Here is a 15,489-nt window from a genome sequence, read left to right on the forward strand (position 1 = left end):
TGGTGTCTCCTCCAGGATGGCGGGCGCGCGACACCGCCGGCAGCGCGCGGCGCGTGCGTTACACGGCGGACTTCAGGCAGTCCTCCGCGCGCCAGCCGTGCAGCCAGTCGAGCGCGTCGTAGAACTGCGCCTGCGTGCGTCCGACCCACAGCGCATTGCGCACCTGCCGCTCGACGCCCTTCGCGTGATAGATCCGCCCCATCTCGCGCGCCGAATACAGCACGCGCGCGGTACGCGGAATCCGCACGCGTTCGTACAGCCCAAACGCCGCCTCGAAATCGCCGTCGGCCTGCGTGACGGCCGCGCCGAGCGTCACCGCGTCCTCGAGCGCCTGGCACGCGCCCTGCGCGATGTACTGCGTCATCGGATGCGCGGCGTCGCCGAGCACGGTCGCGCGGCCCACGCTCCAGCGCTCGACCGGATCGCGGTCGGCGGTCGCCCAGCGCTTCCACGATGTCGGCCGGTCGAGCATCTGCTTCGGCAGCGGATGAATCCCGTCGAAATACGACAGCACCTCCTCCTTGCTGCCCTCGCGCACGCCCCAGGTTTCCTGCTCGCGACTGTGGAACGTGACGACGAGGTTGTACTGCCGCCCGCCGCGCAGCGGGTAGTGGACGAGATGGCAATGCGGGCCGGCCCACACGACCGGCGCATTGATCTGCAGATCCTTCGGCATGTTGTCGACGTCGACCACCGCGCGATACACGACATGCCCCGTCACGCGATGCGCGTCGCCGATCAGCGCTTGACGGATCGCGGATTTCACGCCGTCGCAGCCGATCACCGCGTCGGCGCGATAGCGTTCGCCGTGCTGGTCGGTCACGGTCACGCCGCTGTCGTCCTGCTCGAATGCGCACACCTGCGTGCTGGTGCGGAATTCGATCAGCGGATGATCCCGGACCGCCTCGTAGATCGACAGATGGATGTCCGCGCGATGAATCACCGCATACGGATTGCCGAACCGCTCGCGATACGCGGCACCCGTATCGATGCGCGCGACCTCCTGCGCGTCGACCGCGTCCATCAGCTGCAGCCAGTCGGTAAACACCGCACGGCTGCGCGCCGCCTCGCCGACGCCGAGCGCATCGAGCGCATTGAACGCGTTCGCGGCGAGCTGGATGCCCGCACCGATCTCGCCGATCTCCGGGGCCTGTTCGAGCAGCTTCACGCGAATGCCCTGGCGCGCGAGTACGAGCGCCGCCGCCAGCCCGCCGATGCCGCCGCCGATCACGAGCACGTGCCGGCCCTTGTCTCCTGTCTGATTCATGTCTGTCTCCGAAATCGCCTCAGGCGACGTAATCCGGTTGGCGCTGCGGCTGGGCGGCCACGAAGGCCGGCTCGCGCTGCGCGTGTTCGTACACCGCGAGGCTGCGCGGATACGGGCTCAGGTCGCAATCCATCCGCAGCGCATTCGCGACCTGCGGCACCAGGCACACGTCGGCCAGCGTCGGCGCATCGCCGAAACACCACGGGCCCGTGTCCGCGCGCGCGAGCAGCCGCTCGACGCCGGCCATCCCTTCGGCGATCCAGTGCCGGTACCACGCGCTTTTCTGCTGCGGCGCGACCTTCAGTTCGGTATCGAGATAGCGCAGCACGCGCAGGTTGTTGACTGGATGGATGTCGCAGGCGATCAGCGTCGCGAGTTCCAGCACGCGGGCGCGCTGCCGCGGCTCGAGCGGAATCAGCCGCGGCTGCGGATGCAGTTGGTCGAGGTAGTCGAGGATCGCAAGCGACTGGCCGAGACGGAAATCGCCGTCGATCAGCGCGGGCACCGACGCCGACGGGTTCACGCGTTCGACGTAGCCGGCGTCGCGGTGCTCGCCGGTGCGGATGTTTACCGGCAGCGTGTCGTACGGCAAACCCTTCAGCGCGAGCGCGATGCGCACCCGATAGGAGGTCGAACTGTTGAAGAAGCTGTGCAGTTTCACGATGGCACCTTTCCGGAACGCGCGTCAGACCACGCGCACGGTCAGCTCGCCGAGTCGCTCGACGCCGACCCGCATCACATCGCCTGCGACTACCGCGCCGACGCCCTCCGGCGTGCCCGTGAAGATCACGTCGCCCGGTTCGAGGCGGAAAAACTTCGACAGGTCCGCGACCGTCTCCGCGACCGACCAGATCAGGTGCGACACGTCGCTCTTCTGCCTGGTCGCACCGTTGACGGTCAGCCACAGGCCGCCCTGCTCGAAATGGCCGACTTCGCTCGCCGGATGCACCGGGCCGATCGGCGCCGAACGGTCGAACGCCTTGCCGATTTCCCACGGCCGGCCCATCTCGCGCATCTTCATCTGCAGGTCGCGGCGCGTCATGTCGAGACCGACCGCATAGCCCCACACGTGGTCGAGCGCGCTGTCGAGCGGAATGTCCGCACCGCCCTTGCCGATCACCGCGACAAGCTCGGCCTCGTAGTGATAGTTCTGCGTCTGCGACGGATACGCGAGATCGAGCGTCTCGCCGTACGCGACCGGCACGACCGAATCGGCCGGCTTGCAGAAGAAGAACGGCGGCTCGCGATCGGGATCGAAGCCCATTTCGCGCGCATGGGCGGCATAGTTGCGGCCGACGCAGTACACGCGGCGCACCGCGAACCGGGCGTCGCTGCCGGCGACGGAAAGGACGACCGGGGCTTCGGGCGGGAAAACGAAAGTCATGATCGGAACGGCTCCAGCTTGAACAACGAGTGAGGAGTACGCGCCGCTTGCGCGGCGCACGAAACGGATCGCCGCGACGCGGCGGCCGGCGGTGTCAGTCGCGCGCTTCGCGCAGCAGGTTCAGCGCGGACAGCACGGGCCGGTCGGAATAGCTGAACAGCACGCTGTCGGACGACGCCGACAGCCGCACCGGCACCCACGACGGCGCGACGAAGATGTCGTGCGGCTCGAACGCGAACGCGTCGCCGCCGATATGCGCGGTGCCGCTGCCTTCGACGACGCAGTAGATCGTCGCGTCGGTGCTGCGATATGTGCGGCCGTCGAAGCCGGCCGGCAGGAACTGCATGAAGGTCGCAATGGTCGGCATCGGCCAGCCGCCCGTCGCCGGGTTCACGTAGCGCAGCTTCACGCCGTCCCACGCGTCGAACTCGCCGTTCCGGTACAGCGCGTCGAGCGCCTCGCGGCTGCGCGCATACGGATAGCTGAAGATCGGCGAGGTCGGATCGGTCGCGCGATGCCGCACCGGCAGCATGTTGTGGCCGTAGCGCGCGAAGCTGTCGCCTTCGGGCCGGCTGACGGGCTGCACGGCTTCCGGGTAGTTCTCCGCGAAGCCCGCGTCGAGATGCGCGACGAGCGGGATGTCGAGCCCGTCGAGCCACACGACCGGCTCGCCGCCGGCCTCTACCGACGGATTGCCGTGGTCGTGCCAGGTCCACGACGGCGTGATGATGAAGTCGCCCGGATGCATCGTCGTGCGCTCGCCGTTCACCGCGGTCCACGCGCCGCGCCCTTCGACGATGAAGCGCAGCGCCGACTGCGTATGGCGATGGCTCGGCGCGATCTCGCCCGGCAGGATCAGTTGCAGGCCCGCATACAGGTTCGGCGTCATGCTCGACTTGCCCGGCAGCCCGGGATTCTCCAGCACCAGCACGCGGCGCACGGCCTCTTCCGCGCTGATCACGTCGCCGGCCTGCATCACCAGGTCGCGCACCTGCGCGTACTTCCAGATCGCGGCCTGCGCGGCCGGCTGCGGCGTCTTCGGCACGAGGCTGTGCAGCGATTCCCACAGCGGCGTCAGGCGCTGCTCGGCGATCCGTGCGTAGTAGGCGGCGCGCGACGCATCCGGATGTCGGGTGGTCATGGTGTCTCCTTGATGTCGGCCGATCGGGCATCGGCGCTGTGTCGGGGCGGGACCGCGTCCATCAGTCCGTTGACACATTTATATTCGACGAAGGCATACCCGGTAAAATGGTCAAATCATCTAATCCATATTGTTTTGGATATATCTTCCGATACGAGGTGTGCGATGGACTGGACTTACCGGCTGCGGCTGCGGCATCTGCAGGTGCTGCTGAGCGTGGCCAGCACAGGCAATCTGAGCCAGTCGGCGGCGGCGCTCGCGACTACGCAGCCGGCGCTGTCGAAATGGCTGAAAGAGCTGGAGGAGGATGTCGGGCTGCCGCTGTTCGAACGGCACGCGCGCGGGCTGCGGCCGACGCCGTACGGCGAGGCGCTGATCGAGCACGCGCGGCGGGTCGACGCGCAGCTCGACATCGCGCGCGACGACATGGCCGCGCTGCGCGAAGGCGGCAGCGGCCTCGTGACGATCGGCACGTCGGGCGTCGCCGCAGCCGACACGGTGCCGCTCGCGGTGTCGCAGCTGCTGAAACGGATGCCGCGCGCCCAGGTGCGGCTCACCGAAAGCACGATGGTCCAGTTGATGCCGCAATTGGCGCGCGGCGAACTGGACATCGTGGTCGGGCGTTCCGGTTCCGCGTCCGTCGATCCGCTGCTGCAGGTCGAGGCGCTGTATGTCGATCCGGTCGTGTTCGTCGCGCGGCGCGATCATCCGCTCGCCGAAGCCGCGTCGGTCGGCTGGGACGACGTGTTCGCGTACCCGTGGATCGTCTGGCCGGCCGGCACGCCCGTGCACAATGCGCTGGAGGCCGCGCTGACGGCGGCCGGCCGCACGCAGCCGCCGCACTGCGTCGAATCGAACTCGTCGATCCTCAACATCACGCTGCTGAACAATACGTCGCTGCTCGGCGTCGCGTCGCAACGCGCCGCGACGCGCTTCGCGCAGATGAACGCGCTGCGCATCCTGCCGATGCAGCTCGAAGGCCAGGGCGCGGTGTCGATGTACTGGCATCCCGACAGCGAGAATCGCGCGGCGGTGGCGACCGCGATCGAATGCCTGCGGGCGTGTGCGACGCCGCAGGCCGGCGAAACGGCAACCACGGCGACGGATTGAATCGGCGGCCCGGCGCAACCGGGGCCGCTTCGGCGTCAGACGCCGCGGGTCAAGAGCGGGGCCTGTTCATGCGCGTGCTCCGCACCGGGATTTGCCCCGGCAGCGAAACACATGCTAGCCATCACGCGCCGTCGCAGCGCGCGTCGCATTCGAGCGTCAGCGTGCCGATCCGCGCCGGCACGAGCGGCGTGCGCGGCACCGGCGGCGTCCAGCCGAACAGCGCCTGCGCGGCCGCCCCGCACACCCTGCCCTGGCACGCACCCATCCCGCAACGCGATTGCAGCTTCGCGGCGGTCCAGCCCGGCGCACCCGCGACCGCGTCGAAGCGCACGTCCTCGCAGCGGCACAGCAGCGTATCGGGCCGCGCGAGCCGGCGGATCGGCTCGCGGATCGCGAAGCGTTCCCGCACCGCGTCGGCAAACGCCTGCCAGTGCGCGCGCCGCGCGACCAGCGCGGCCAGCGGCGCGGTCTGCCCGGTCGCCGCATGGCCGGCAATCTCGCCTTCGATCATCGCCAGCTCGCTGCCGCCGACGCCGGTACACTCGCCCGCCGCGAAATGCCCGTCGCGGCTCGTGCGCTGGTGCGCATCGACCGCCACCGCGCCGTCTTCGATCCGGCAGCCGAGATGGCTCGGCAGCACGGTGTTGGGCACGAGGCCGAAACCGCAGGCAAGCCGGTCGCATTCGACGTCGAACTCGCGCCCGCCTTGCCGGATCCGCACGCCCTCGAGCCGCTTGTCGCCGAACGCCGCGACCACATGCGCGTCCGGTCGATACGCGGCCGTGACGAGCTTCGCCGCCTGCGCGAGCTTCGACGGCCAGCGCCACAGCCCCGCGCCGAAGCGCGCGACGTCGTCCCATGCCGCCTGTTCGAGCACGTGCGACACGCGCGCGCCGGCCTGGCGGGCGGTTGCCGCGCTCGCCAGCAACAGCGGCCCGCTGCCCGCGATCACCGTGCGCTGCCCGCGCACGTCGAGGCCGTACTTGATCAGCGCCTGCAAGCCGCCCGCGCCGGTGACGCCCGGCAGCGTCCAGCCCGGAAACGGCAGCAGCAGCTCGCGCGCACCGCAGCACAGGATCAGCGTCCGGTAGTCGAGCAGCAGCCCGCGCTCGTCGTCCTCGAGCAGCAGCGTGCCCGGTTGCGTTTCGGCGACGATGCGCGTCGCCGCGAGATGCGTGACGTTCGGCTGCCGCAGCACCGCAAGGCGCTCGGCCGCAGCCGGCACCGGCGACGCGGCCGCCGGCTGTCGCCAGATCTGTCCGCCCGCGCGCGGATTGTCGTCGACGATCGCGATCGTCGCGCCGCTTTGCGCAGCTGCGCGCGCGGCCGACAGCCCGGCCGGCCCCGCACCGACGATCGCGACGTCGACGCTCAGTCGTTGCTGTTTCATCGCGTCCGCTCCACCTGCATGCCGTCGCGGCACAGCGTCTGGCACGCGAGCCGGCGGCGGCCGTCGATCGTCATCCGGCATTCCTGGCAGATGCCCATCCCGCAAAAGGGCGCGCGCGGCGCGCCGGTGCACGACACGCGCGTCGTGTCGTCGTCGCTCGCCGCGACGGCGGCCGCGACGGTCGCACCGTCGGCCACCGTCAGCGCGCGGCCGTCCAGGTGAATGATCATGAAAGCGCTCCGGCTACAGGGGACGTGGTCAGGAAACGTCCCGGCAAATACGGTTCGATGTCGATGGGCGGCCGTTCGCCGGCCATCAGCGCGGCGACGAGCCGCGCACTGCCCGGTGCGGTCGTCACGCCGAGCCCTTCGTGCCCGACCGCGAGCCATACGCCCGGCCGCGCCGGGTGCTCGCCGAGCAGCGGCAGGCCGTCGGGGCTCGCCGAACGGAATCCCGTCCATGCGCGGATCCCGTTCAGCTCGGCCAGGTCCGGCAGATAGCCGACCGCGCGGCGCAGCATGCGCGCGAGCACGGGCGGCTCGATGCGCGCATCCTCGGTGTCGAACTGGCGCGACGAGCCGATCAGCAGCTGGCCGGTCGGCCGCGGCTGCACGTTGAACGCGACCGACGTGCCGTCGCTCGCATGCGCGCTCGCCGCATAGCCGAGTTCGACGAGCTGGTGCGCGACGCGCCCCGGATAGCGATCGGTGATCAGCAGGTGACCCTTTTTCGGGCGCAGCGGCAGTTCGGGCAGCAGCGTGCGCGCGGCGACGCCGTTCGCGACGACCACGCGCTGCGCGCGCAGCACGTCGCCGCTCGCGAGCGTCACGCTCGCGCCGTCGACGCCGACGGCCCGCTCGCGCCGCAGCGTGATGCCCGGCACGCGCTGCAGCAGCCAGTTCGCCGTCGCCGGCGCATACAGGATGCCGTCGCTGGGAATCTTCAGCGCGCCGCCGAGGCCCGGACGCAGCATCGGTTCCAGTCGCGCGAGCGTCGCCGCGTCGATCAGCTCGCCGGCCACGCCGTGCGCGGCCAGCGTCGCCTGCTTCGCGCGCGCCAGGTCCATCTCGTGCGCGTCGGCCGCGAGCCACAGCGTGCCGCAGTTGCGATACGCGCACCCTTCCGGCATCTCGCCGCTCAACGCACGCCACAGCTCGATCGAGTAATGACTCAGCGCAAGCTCGGCCGCGTTGTCGTCCATCGCGACGAGGTGGCCCATGCCCGCGCCGGTCGCGCCGCCGCTCGCATCGTCGACGACGATCACGCGCAGCCCGCGCTGCGCGAACTCGTGCGCGCACGCCGCGCCGACGATGCCGGCGCCGATCACGACGACATCGGTCCCCGCTGCGCTCACGACGCGATGCCCCAGCCGAACGGATCGTCGTCCTCGATCAGCAGCGTCGCTTCCGCGCTCAGGTGCGCGCTGCCGCGAATCGTCGGCACGATGCCGCCGTCGGTTTGCGCATAGCTCGCGTGGAACACGCTGCCGATCACGCTCGCCTGCCGCCACACGACGCCCGGCGCGAGCTTGCCGTCGGCCGCGAGGCACGCGAGCTTCGCGCTGGTGCCGGTGCCGCACGGCGAACGGTCGTACGCGAGGCCCGGGCACAGCACGAAGCTGCGGCTGTCGTGCTCGGGATCGTCGGCAAACAGTTCGATGTGGTCGATCTCGCCGCCGTTCGCGCCCGTGATGCCCGCGCGTTCGAGCCCTTCGCGCACCGCGGACGCATACGCGGTCAGCGCCGCGACGTTGTCGCCGGCGACGCGCTGGCCGTGATCGCTGATCAGGAAGAACCAGTTGCCGCCCCAGGCGATGTCGCCGGTGACGGGGCCATAGCCCGGCACGTCGACGGCGACGCCCTTTGCGTGGCGATACGCTGGCACGTTGCGCACGCTGACCGAAAGATCGTCGTGCAGCGTCGCCTCGACGGTGCCGACCGGCGTCTCGATCCGGTGAACGCCCGGCGCGATGCGGCCCATGTGATGCAGCGTGCGCACGACGCCGATCGTGCCGTGCCCGCACATCCCGAGATACCCGCTGTTGTTGAAGAAGATCACGCCGGCCGCCGCGTCGGCCGACACCGGCTCGCACAGCAGCGCGCCGACGAGCACGTCGCTGCCGCGCGGTTCGAGAATGCAGGCGGTGCGATAGCGATCGTGCTCGCGTGCGAGCCGGTCGCGCCGCTCGGCCATCGTGCCGTTGCCGAGCGACGGAAAGCCGGACACGACGAGCCGCGTGGGTTCGCCGCCCGTGTGCGAATCGATGATCTGGATGCGCTTCATCATGCGTCGTCCGAAAGTGGGGAAAGGGGCATAGCTTCCTCCGTCGCGCGTCCGGCCGCTTGTGGGTTTTCGATAAGGACGACGACGAAATCGGCATAGTGCGAAGCGGTCTTGTCCGAGCCGCGACGGCTATGCCGATTTCGTCATTCTGCTCCGGGAAATGACTCAAGCGCGATGAGGGTTTGCGCGGCGATACTGGGTTCCGTTCCCCTGACGACGGCGCGCAGGCTTCCCCCCGCGCAATCGTCTCCGGTCCGGCATGGCCCACGGGCCCGCCCCGGTCGTTCGAACCGGGCAACGCCGGCCGGCAGGCGTGCGCCGCTGCTCCGTCGGAGCGCGGCGCGCACGACGCCTGTGCCGACATTCCCATAGGAGACACGCCCATGCCAGGCCAAGGCAACGCTCAATCGACCGCCCCGCTTTCCCGTTCCGCGCACCCCGACGCGGGCCAGGGCAAATTCAAGAAACAGCTGTCGCTGACCGATCTCACGTTCATCGGTCTCGGCGCCATTTTCGGTTCGGGGTGGCTGTTCGCCGCCAGTCACGTATCGACGATCGCCGGCCCGGCCGGCATCTTCTCGTGGCTGCTCGGCGGTTTCGCGGTGCTGCTGCTCGGCATCGTCTACTGCGAGCTGGGCGCCGCGCTGCCGCGCGCGGGCGGCGTGGTCCGCTACCCGGTGTTCTCGCACGGCCCGCTGCTCGGCTACCTGATGGGCTTCATCACGCTGATCGCGTTCTCGAGCCTGATCGCGATCGAAGTCGTCGCCGCGCGCCAGTATGCGGCCGCGTGGTTTCCGGGCCTGACGATCGAAGGATCGAGCGACCCGACCACGCTCGGCTGGATCGTGCAGGCCGCGCTGCTCTGTTTCTTCTTCTACCTGAACTATTCGAGCGTGAAGACGTTCGCGAAGGCGAACAACATCATCAGCGTCTTCAAGTTCGTCGTGCCGCTGTCGGTGATCGCGGTGCTGTTCACGTTCTTCAAGCCCGCAAACCTGACGATCCAGGGCTTCGCGCCGTTCGGCATCTCCGGCATCGAAATGGCGGTGGCCGGCGGCGGCGTCATCTTCGCGTATCTCGGCCTCACGCCGATCGTGTCGGTCGCCAGCGAGGTGCGCAACCCGCAGCGCACGATTCCGATCGCGCTGATCCTGTCGATCCTGCTGTCGACGCTGATCTACGTGCTGCTGCAGCTCGCGTTCATCGGCAGCGTGCCGACCGAGCTGATCGCGGCCGGCTGGCACGACGTCAGCAAGGCGTTCTCGCTGCCGTACCGCGACATCGCGCTCGCGCTCGGCGTCGGCTGGCTCGCGTACATGGTCGTCGCGGACGCGATCATCTCGCCGAGCGGCTGCGGCAACATCTACATGAACGCGACGCCGCGCGTCGTCTACGGCTGGGCGAAGACCGGCACCTTCTTCAAGGTGTTCACGCGCGTCGACGAAGCGTCGGGCATCCCGCGCGCGGGCCTGTGGCTCACCTTCGGCCTGTCGATCTTCTGGACGCTGCCGTTCCCGTCGTGGGAAGCGCTGATCAACATCGTGTCGGCCGCGCTGGTGCTCAGCTACGCGGTCGCGCCCGTGTCGGTCGCCGCGCTGCGCCGCAACGCGCCCGACCTGCCGCGGCCGTTCCGTGCGAGCGCGTTCGCGATCACCGGCCCCGCGTCGTTCGTGATCGCCGCGCTGATCGTCTACTGGTCGGGCTGGCACACGGTGTCCTGGCTGCTCGGCCTGCAGATCGCGATGTACGCGGTCTATCTCGCCTGCCGCCGCTGGGTGCCGACCGCGCACCTGAGCCTGCGCGAACAGGTCCGCTCGTCCGCGTGGCTCGTCGCGTTCTACGCGGCGATGATCGTGCTGTCGTATTTCGGCGGCTTCGGCGGCACCGGCCAGCTCGCGCATCCGTACGACACGGTCGTGGTCGCGGCCGTCGCGCTCGTCATCTACTACTGGGGCGCGAATACCGGCGTGCGGACGGAGAAGCTCCAGCTCGACGACGACGAAAACTGACGCCCGCTCACTGCACCACCCGGCCGGGCACGCAATGCCCGGCCCTGCTTTTTTCGAGGAAAACCATGCAACTCACAGGTCAGTTGTTGATCGGCCAGTCCGGCGTCGCCGGACAGAACGGCACCCTCCACGCGATCGCCGCCGCGACCGGCGAAGCGCTCGAACCCGCATTCGGCGGCGCAAGCCTGCACGACCTCGAAACGGCCTGCGCGCTCGCCGACGAAGCGTTCGACGCGTATCGCGAAACCGGCCCCGACGCGCGCGCCGCGTTTCTCGACGCGATCGGCCGCAACATCATGGCGCTCGGCGACGCGCTGATCGAGCGCTGTGTCGTCGAAACCGGCCTGCCGCGCGCGCGCATCGAAGGCGAGCGCGGCCGCACGGTCGGCCAGCTCGCGCTGTTCGCGTCGATCGTGCGCGACGGCGCTTTCGTCGATGCGCGGATCGATCCGGCCCGCCCCGAGCGCAAGCCGCTGCCGCGCGTCGACCTGCGCCTGCGCAACGTCGCAATCGGCCCGGTCGCCGTGTTCGGCGCGAGCAATTTCCCGCTGGCGTTCTCGGTCGCGGGCGGCGATACCGCGTCGGCGCTCGCGGCCGGCTGCCCGGTAATCGTGAAGGCGCATTCCGCGCATCCCGGCACGTCCGAACTCGTCGGCCGCGCGATCCAGCAGGCCGTGCGCGAATGCGGGCTGCCGGCCGGCGTGTTCTCGCTGCTGTTCGACACGTCGCGCGAGATCGGCCAGGCGCTCGTCGCCGATCCGCGCATCAAGGCGGTCGGCTTCACGGGCTCGCGCCGCGGCGGCGTCGCGCTGATGCATGTCGCGGCCGCGCGCCACGAGCCGATTCCCGTCTATGCGGAAATGAGCTCGATCAATCCGGTGCTGCTGCTTCCCGCCGCGCTCGACGCGCGCCACGACGCGATCGCGCAGCAGTTCGTCGCATCGCTGACGCTCGGCGCCGGCCAGTTCTGCACGAACCCGGGCCTCGTGCTGGCCGTCGACGGCCCCGCGCTGCGCGCGTTCGAAGCGACGGCCGCCGAAGCCGTGCGCGCAGCCGCCGCGCAGACGATGCTGACGCCGCACATCCACGCGAGCTACGCACAAGGCGTCGCATCGCTGCGCGCGCACGAGGCGGTCGAATCGCTTGCGGAAGGCGTCGAAGGCGGCCGCTACCAGGCGCGCGCGGCGCTGTTCGCGACGTCGGCCGATGCGTTCGTCGCGCGTTCGGAGCTGCGCGACGAAGTGTTCGGCCCCGCGTCGCTGATCGTGCGCTGCCCGGATGCCGACACGCTGCATCGCGTGCTGAAGTCGCTCGAAGGCCAGTTGACGATCGCCGCGCATCTCGCCGACGGCGACGCGGCACTGTTCGCCGCGCTGCGGCCGACGCTCGAGCGCAAGGCCGGCCGCATTCTCGTCAACGGTTTCGGCACCGGCGTCGAGGTCGGCCATGCGATGGTGCACGGCGGCCCGTTCCCGGCAACGTCGGACACGCGCACGACGTCGGTCGGTGCGCGCGCGATCGAGCGCTTCCTGCGCCCCGTGTCGTACCAGGACGTGCCGGACGCGCTGCTGCCCGACGCGATCCGCGACGGCAATCCGCTGAACCTGCCGCAACGCATCGACGGCGTGCCCGCGCCGCGGAAGGCCGGCCGTGACTGAGTCCGTCGACGAAATCATCCTGTCGCTCGATGAAGTCCACGCGCTCGCGCTGCGCGTGCTGACGCACAACGGGATGTCCGACGCGCATGCGCGCGCGATCGCGAACGTGATCACGCAGGGCCAGCGCGACGAATGTCATTCGCACGGCATGTACCGGCTGCTCGTCTGCGTGCGTTCGCTGCGCAAGGGCAAGGTCGATCCGCAGGCGGTGCCGACGCTGCGCCGGCTGTCGTCGTCGATCGTCGCGGTCGACGCGCATCGCGGCTTCTCGCTGCTGAGCTTCGAGACGGGCCTGCCGGTGCTGGTCGAGATGGCGAAGCAGCACGGGATCGCTGCGATGACGATCAACCGCTGCTACCACTTCTCCGCGCTGTGGCCCGAGGTCGAGGCAATCGCGGCGGAAGGGCTGGTCGGCATCGCGATGAATCCGAGTCACAGCTGGGTCGCGCCGGAAGGCGGCAAGGAGCCCGTGTTCGGCACGAACCCGATCGCGTTCGCGTGGCCGCGGCCGGGTGGCCTGCCGTTCGTGTTCGATTTCGCGACCAGCGCGATCGCGCGCGGCGACATCGAGCTGCACGCGAAGCAAGGCAAGCCGATTCCGCCGGAGTGGGCGATCGACGCCGACGGGCGGCCGACCACCGATCCGAAGGCCGCGCTGCAGGGCGCGATGCGCACGTTCGGCGGCCACAAGGGCTCGGCGCTCGCGGCGATGGTCGAGCTGCTCGGCGGCGCGCTGATCGGCGACATGACGAGCCGCGAGTCGATGGACTTCGACGACGGCGTCGGCGCGACGCCGTGCCACGGCGAGCTCGTGATCGCGTTCGATCCGAAGGTGTTCCTCGGCGACGACCTCGACGCGGGGCTCGCGCGCGGCGAACGGATGTTCGAATCGATCGTCGCGCAAGGCGCGCGGCTGCCGTCGCAACGGCGCTTCGACGCCCGCGCGCGCAGCATCGCGAACGGCGTGCGGATCGGCAACGCGCTTTACGACGAGATCCTGGCGCTGCTCGACTGACGGCAGCATGCTGGACGGCGGTGCGCCGCCGTCCAGCCCGCCAGCTCCGGCCCGGCCCGCTCCGGTCCCAGGACGCTACCGCGCGTCGCGCCGTCCCGCCGGCACGACATCCGGCACGATGCCGCCGCCCGCACACCCGGCGGCGCCACGCCCGCACCGCCTGTGGGATAATCGCGAAGTTTGCCCAGGGCGCAGCTCAAGAGGTTGTTCGCACGGGCGCGCGAGGGGCCTTATTCCCGTGCCCCCAACCCTTTTCCGCGATCTTTCTTCAGCAACCACAATGCCCACATACCGTTCCAAAACTTCCACCGCCGGTCGCAACATGGCAGGCGCGCGCTCGCTGTGGCGCGCCACCGGCATGAAAGACGACGATTTCTCGAAGCCGATCATCGCGGTCGTCAACTCGTTTACGCAATTCGTGCCCGGGCACGTGCACCTGAAGGATCTCGGCCAGCTCGTCGCGCGCGAGATCGAGGCCGCCGGCGGCGTCGCGAAGGAATTCAACACGATCGCGGTCGACGACGGCATCGCGATGGGCCACGACGGCATGCTGTATTCGCTGCCGAGCCGCGACATCATCGCGGATTCGGTCGAGTACATGGTCAACGCGCACTGCGCGGACGCGATGGTCTGCATCTCGAACTGCGACAAGATCACGCCGGGGATGCTGATGGCCGCGATGCGCCTGAACATCCCGGTGATCTTCGTGTCGGGCGGCCCGATGGAAGCGGGCAAGACGCGCCTCGCGAACCCGGTCACCAAGACCGTCGAACTGAAGAAGCTCGACCTCGTCGACGCGATGGTGATCGCGGCCGACCAGTCGTACTCGGACGCCGAGGTCGCCGAAGTCGAGCGCTCGGCGTGCCCGACCTGCGGGTCGTGCTCGGGCATGTTCACCGCGAACTCGATGAACTGCCTGACCGAAGCGCTCGGCCTGTCGCTGCCCGGCAACGGCACGGTGGTCGCGACGCACGCGGATCGCGAGCAGCTGTTCAAGCGCGCCGGCCGCCGCATCGTCGAGCTGACCCGCCAGCACTACGAGCAGGACGACGCGCGCGTGCTGCCGCGCTCGGTCGGCTTCAAGGCGTTCGAGAACGCGATGACGCTCGACATCGCGATGGGCGGCTCGACCAACACGATCCTGCACCTGCTCGCGATCGCGCAGGAAGCCGGCATCGACTTCACGATGAAGGACATCGACCGCCTGTCGCGCGTCGTGCCGCAGCTGTGCAAGGTCGCGCCGAACACGAACAAGTACCACATCGAGGACGTGCACCGCGCCGGCGGCATCATGGCGATCCTCGGCGAGCTCGACCGCGCCGGCAAGCTGCACACCGACGTGCCGACCGTGCACGCGCCGACGCTGAAGGACGCGCTCGACCAGTGGGACATCGTCCGCACGCAGGACGAAGCGGTCCGCACGTTCTACCAGGCCGGCCCGGCCGGCATCCCGACGCAGGTCGCGTTCAGCCAGAACACGCGCTGGCCGAGCCTCGACCTCGATCGCGCCGAAGGCTGCATCCGCTCGTACGAGCACGCGTTCTCGAAGGAAGGCGGCCTCGCGGTGCTGACGGGCAATATCGCGCTCGACGGCTGTGTGGTGAAGACGGCGGGCGTCGACGAGAGCATCCTCGTGTTCGAAGGCACCGCGCACGTGACCGAGTCGCAGGACGAGGCGGTCGAGAACATCCTGAACGACAAGGTCAAGGCCGGCGACGTGGTGATCGTGCGCTACGAAGGCCCGAAGGGCGGCCCCGGCATGCAGGAAATGCTCTACCCGACCAGCTACATCAAGTCGAAGGGCCTCGGCAAGGCATGCGCGCTGCTGACGGACGGCCGCTTCTCGGGCGGCACGTCGGGCTTGTCGATCGGCCATTGCTCGCCGGAAGCGGCAGCGGGCGGCGCGATCGGCCTCGTGCGCGACGGCGACAAGATCCGCATCGACATTCCGAATCGCAAGATCGACGTGCTGGTGTCGGACGACGAGCTCGCGCGGCGCCGCGAAGAGCAGAACGCGAAGGGCTGGAAGCCCGCGCAGCCGCGTCCGCGCAAGGTGTCGGCGGCGCTCAAGGCCTACGCGAAACTCGTGATGTCGGCCGACAAGGGTGCGGTGCGCGACCTGTCGCTGCTGGACGACTGAGGCAAGGAGCTAACGGCGACGGGCTACCGGCGACGGGCTGCCCGCGCCGGACAGCTCCGATCTGCTCGGAAAACCGCTCTTCGAGCGGTTTT

General features: G+C 69.6%; 13 protein-coding genes. 5 read left to right on the plus strand and 8 right to left on the minus strand.

Translation table 11 applies throughout. The features are described 5' to 3' along the window. Nucleotides 1–58 precede the first annotated feature (58 nt). From BST28156_RS00480 to gtdA, 4 genes are all read right to left on the minus strand, one after another. Nucleotides 59–1,267 (minus strand): 3-hydroxybenzoate 6-monooxygenase, encoded by a 1,209-nt coding sequence (locus tag BST28156_RS00480; RefSeq protein ID WP_174901126.1) that lies wholly within the window; start codon nt 1,265–1,267, stop codon nt 59–61. A 19-nt stretch (nt 1,268–1,286) separates the two neighbouring features. Beyond that, the gene (maiA, locus tag BST28156_RS00485; RefSeq protein WP_060238624.1) at nt 1,287–1,928 is read right to left on the minus strand and encodes a maleylacetoacetate isomerase; all 642 of its coding nucleotides are present in this window, start codon (nt 1,926–1,928) and stop codon (nt 1,287–1,289) included. 24 nt (nt 1,929–1,952) lie between these two features. Beyond that, entirely contained in the window at nt 1,953–2,651 is a 699-nt protein-coding gene (locus BST28156_RS00490) for a fumarylacetoacetate hydrolase family protein (protein ID WP_174901127.1), read from the minus strand. A gap of 94 nt (nt 2,652–2,745) precedes the next feature. Further along, entirely contained in the window at nt 2,746–3,792 is a 1,047-nt protein-coding gene (gtdA, locus tag BST28156_RS00495) for a gentisate 1,2-dioxygenase (RefSeq protein WP_174901128.1), read from the minus strand. A 165-nt stretch (nt 3,793–3,957) separates the two neighbouring features. On the opposite strand from gtdA, the gene BST28156_RS00500 reads away from it, so the two are divergent. After that, the gene (locus tag BST28156_RS00500) at nt 3,958–4,902 is read left to right on the plus strand and encodes a LysR substrate-binding domain-containing protein (protein WP_060238633.1); all 945 of its coding nucleotides are present in this window, start codon (nt 3,958–3,960) and stop codon (nt 4,900–4,902) included. Nucleotides 4,903–5,023: 121 nt separating this feature from the next. Here BST28156_RS00500 and BST28156_RS00505 read toward each other — a convergent pair whose 3' ends face one another. Genes BST28156_RS00505 through BST28156_RS00520 form a run of 4 tightly spaced genes read right to left on the minus strand, consistent with a single transcriptional unit; the run spans nt 5,024 to nt 8,575 of the window. Then, nucleotides 5,024–6,292, minus strand: a complete 1,269-nt coding sequence (locus tag BST28156_RS00505; protein ID WP_174901129.1) for an NAD(P)/FAD-dependent oxidoreductase — start codon at nt 6,290–6,292, stop codon at nt 5,024–5,026. Then, nucleotides 6,289–6,522: a 2Fe-2S iron-sulfur cluster-binding protein gene (locus tag BST28156_RS00510; protein WP_060238640.1), complete on the minus strand. Its 234-nt coding sequence runs from the start codon at nt 6,520–6,522 to the stop codon at nt 6,289–6,291. The genes BST28156_RS00505 and BST28156_RS00510 overlap by 4 nt, the downstream gene beginning before the upstream one ends. Further along, nucleotides 6,519–7,646: an NAD(P)/FAD-dependent oxidoreductase gene (locus BST28156_RS00515; protein ID WP_174901130.1), complete on the minus strand. Its 1,128-nt coding sequence runs from the start codon at nt 7,644–7,646 to the stop codon at nt 6,519–6,521. Before BST28156_RS00515 ends, BST28156_RS00510 begins: the two co-directional genes overlap by 4 nt. Further along, nucleotides 7,643–8,575 carry a 4-hydroxyproline epimerase gene (locus tag BST28156_RS00520; RefSeq protein ID WP_174901363.1) on the minus strand — a complete coding sequence of 311 codons (933 nt, stop codon included), beginning with the start codon at nt 8,573–8,575 and terminating at the stop codon, nt 7,643–7,645. Before BST28156_RS00520 ends, BST28156_RS00515 begins: the two co-directional genes overlap by 4 nt. A 383-nt stretch (nt 8,576–8,958) precedes the next feature. Between BST28156_RS00520 and BST28156_RS00525 the strand changes: the two genes are divergently transcribed. From BST28156_RS00525 to ilvD, 4 genes are all read left to right on the plus strand, one after another. Further along, entirely contained in the window at nt 8,959–10,584 is a 1,626-nt protein-coding gene (locus BST28156_RS00525; RefSeq protein ID WP_174901131.1) for an APC family permease, read from the plus strand. 65 nt (nt 10,585–10,649) lie between these two features. Next, on the plus strand, nt 10,650–12,242 hold the full coding sequence (locus BST28156_RS00530) for an aldehyde dehydrogenase (NADP(+)) (protein WP_174901132.1): 1,593 nt from the start codon (nt 10,650–10,652) through the stop codon (nt 12,240–12,242). Continuing rightward, a complete protein-coding gene (locus tag BST28156_RS00535; RefSeq protein ID WP_174901133.1) occupies nt 12,235–13,257 on the plus strand; it encodes an Ldh family oxidoreductase in 1,023 nt (340 codons plus the stop codon). Before BST28156_RS00530 ends, BST28156_RS00535 begins: the two co-directional genes overlap by 8 nt. A 280-nt stretch (nt 13,258–13,537) precedes the next feature. After that, nucleotides 13,538–15,397 carry a dihydroxy-acid dehydratase gene (ilvD, locus tag BST28156_RS00540; protein WP_174901134.1) on the plus strand — a complete coding sequence of 620 codons (1,860 nt, stop codon included), beginning with the start codon at nt 13,538–13,540 and terminating at the stop codon, nt 15,395–15,397. Nucleotides 15,398–15,489 lie beyond the last annotated feature (92 nt).

Source organism: Burkholderia pseudomultivorans, assembly GCF_902499075.1.
GTDB lineage: Bacteria > Pseudomonadota > Gammaproteobacteria > Burkholderiales > Burkholderiaceae > Burkholderia > Burkholderia pseudomultivorans.

Coding starts and splice junctions, on each gene's coding strand:
- BST28156_RS00480 (WP_174901126.1), bottom strand. CDS start 1,267: ATGAATCAGACAGGAGACAAGGGCCGGCACGTGCTCGTGATCGGCGGC.
- BST28156_RS00490 (WP_174901127.1), bottom strand. CDS start 2,651: ATGACTTTCGTTTTCCCGCCCGAAGCCCCGGTCGTCCTTTCCGTCGCC.
- gtdA (WP_174901128.1), bottom strand. CDS start 3,792: ATGACCACCCGACATCCGGATGCGTCGCGCGCCGCCTACTACGCACGG.
- BST28156_RS00500 (WP_060238633.1), top strand. CDS start 3,958: ATGGACTGGACTTACCGGCTGCGGCTGCGGCATCTGCAGGTGCTGCTG.
- BST28156_RS00505 (WP_174901129.1), bottom strand. CDS start 6,292: ATGAAACAGCAACGACTGAGCGTCGACGTCGCGATCGTCGGTGCGGGG.
- BST28156_RS00510 (WP_060238640.1), bottom strand. CDS start 6,522: ATGATCATTCACCTGGACGGCCGCGCGCTGACGGTGGCCGACGGTGCG.
- BST28156_RS00520 (WP_174901363.1), bottom strand. CDS start 8,575: ATGAAGCGCATCCAGATCATCGATTCGCACACGGGCGGCGAACCCACG.
- BST28156_RS00525 (WP_174901131.1), top strand. CDS start 8,959: ATGCCAGGCCAAGGCAACGCTCAATCGACCGCCCCGCTTTCCCGTTCC.
- BST28156_RS00530 (WP_174901132.1), top strand. CDS start 10,650: ATGCAACTCACAGGTCAGTTGTTGATCGGCCAGTCCGGCGTCGCCGGA.
- ilvD (WP_174901134.1), top strand. CDS start 13,538: ATGCCCACATACCGTTCCAAAACTTCCACCGCCGGTCGCAACATGGCA.